Genomic DNA, 2,337 nt, shown 5'->3' with positions numbered 1-2,337 from the left:
TCGAATTCAGTTTTAGGAATTGTTTCTACAATGTCATTTACATGTCGTGAAATATCATTTGTGGGGATAAGTACTAAAGTTTCTTTTCGTAGAGTAAGTTAAGTCATGTTAAAATCTTTATACATAAGGCATTTCGTTAATTTAGTTTAGTGACATTTATTAAATTATACGAAAGTGCCTTATTTTTTTAAAGTATTTCAATGTAAAATTACATATAAATACAAAGTATTTTGGCGAGACTCTTGAGGAAACTGGACATGCTGAAGACTACAGGCTGAAGTTGTCCCTAAGAAAGCGAGAAAACAATACGTAGTATTGTAAATTAAGAAGCCAGTAAATGAATTTATAATAAACTCATTTACTAGCTATTTTGCTAGGAATTATGTCCAGGTCTCTTTATATTATTTTGTTATTGAAATATCCTTTACTTTTATAGATTAATACTTAAATTCTTTCTGATATTGTACATAACCTGAAATGTAATGTTCTAAGTCGTCAATACGAATACGGTAACCATGGTTTTTCATATAAAAACTACCTAATATTCTATCAGGATTTTTGAAATACATCGCTGTTTCAGGATAGAAAAATCCAGTTCTTTGATATTTAGCTCTGATATCTATTACATTTATAAATTCTTCTTCATCAATTAATTTGTGTACTAGCTTTTCATAACCAACTGCTTTAGCTTTCTTAATTAATCGATATGAGGCCATTAACATTTCTAAAAATGTAGGGAATGTCTTCTCTCTAGTTTTAATATATTCTAGAAAACCACTAACATTTTTAATACCAAACTCAAAATATTTCTTCTCAGGTAAAATTTGTACTATTTCATTTGAGCAATACCCTAACCAATGATCATGATACTGCCAATAATCTTTTTCAATAAATCGATCCATAAGATTTTTACAAGTTTCTAACCATTCCTTATTATTATCAATTTGGAATAATCTTAATAATGCTAAAGCTGCTTCCCCATCATAAAAAATGATTCTGAAATTTTCTTTTACAGTTAAATCAGGATAATTTAAGATATGGACAGTATCGTATGTCGTTTTGTCAATCATTGAAGTAATACCTTTAGCAACTTTTTGAGCAATTTCTAAATACTTTTTATTTTCATTAATCTTTAAATATTCACAGACTGCGAATATAAATGAAGCATTTTGACCTAATTTAATTTCATTAATATTTTCAGTGTCATCAAAGATATAACACTTATCATCTTTTTCAAATACATAATTTTCAATTATATAATCAATTGCTTTTTCAGCACTATCTAATGGTTGATTCAAATATGTAAGTCCTTCTATTAAAGCATATGTTGAAGAAGAATGTCTTAATACATTATAAGTTCCAATTTCTTTATCAAAATGCGGAAAATATCCATATTGATAACGACCATTCTCTAAAAGCATATTTTTAAGATAATCCACACTACTAACTATTATTTTATCAATCTCTTCATGAAAATCATAAATTTTTCTAACGCCTTTTTGTAAACCGAACTCTTCGAGTTCATAAATTTTATTCTCATCTAAGAAATAACTTTTAGTATAAAATTTAATTACTTCTTTATTTTCATAAAACTCATGATTAAACCTTTTACTATGATTTGTATATTTTCTCAAATAGTTATTAATATTTTGTTCAGATAAATATTTACCTTTATCATTTTTCTTAGGTATCACAAATGCATTTGCATTAATTTCTTCGGGTAAAAACGTAGTATTCCAATATTCATCTAGAGTAATTCCATATTCAATATGATTTCTTCTAGTATTGATCATCTCTTCTTTTAGTTCTTTAAAGGGAATCTTTTCACATTTAGTCACTAAATCTAACTTAACCCATTTTGGATATTCTCCTGATTTTTTTTTGAATTTTTGAGCTTGTTTTAAAATATTACTTTCTAGATATCTAGCTTTCTTTAATAACTTAACAGTGGCTTTAATATTAGGAGTCCCCAGACTCAAAAATATATAATTCTCAATTTTTTCTTTAGAATCAATACTATTCACTAATTTTTTTATATTATCTTCAAATGACATAGCTTGCCTCCTTAGAATTTACTTACAACCATACATTATTTAAAAATAAATTACTTTTTAAATAAAGCCAGGTCATAATGACCTGGCTCTTTTTTAACATTAAAAGTTAGAGTGTATTTTATTTTTCATTATTATTTTTTCTACGACGTCTACCTAATAATAATGAACCTAAACCTGCAACTAATGAGCCAAATAATAATCCACTATTTTGTTGATTATCACCTGTAGCAGGCAATTCTTTTTTATCTGAATCGCTGTCTGAATCAGAGTCGCTGTCTGAATC

2 protein-coding genes are annotated in these 2,337 nt (G+C 26.7%); both read right to left on the bottom strand.

The window, feature by feature from the left end:
- Nucleotides 1-437 precede the first annotated feature (437 nt).
- Nucleotides 438-2,054: a prenyltransferase/squalene oxidase repeat-containing protein gene (locus HMPREF3046_RS10280; protein WP_070719322.1), complete on the bottom strand. Its 1,617-nt coding sequence runs from the start codon at nt 2,052-2,054 to the stop codon at nt 438-440.
- 118 nt (nt 2,055-2,172) lie between these two features.
- Nucleotides 2,173-2,337, bottom strand: a 165-nt coding sequence (locus tag HMPREF3046_RS11105; protein ID WP_141755539.1) for an LPXTG cell wall anchor domain-containing protein, incomplete at its 5' end; no start/stop codon positions are given.

The organism is Staphylococcus sp. HMSC070D05, from assembly GCF_001815595.1.
Taxonomy (GTDB): Bacteria; Bacillota; Bacilli; order Staphylococcales; family Staphylococcaceae; genus Staphylococcus; species Staphylococcus hominis.
This window is presented reverse-complemented; position numbering and strand designations above follow the sequence as displayed.

What these genes read in the sequence shown, in the direction of transcription:
- HMPREF3046_RS10280 (WP_070719322.1), bottom strand. Translation starts at nt 2,054, where the DNA reads ATGTCATTTGAAGATAATATAAAAAAATTAGTGAATAGTATTGATTCT.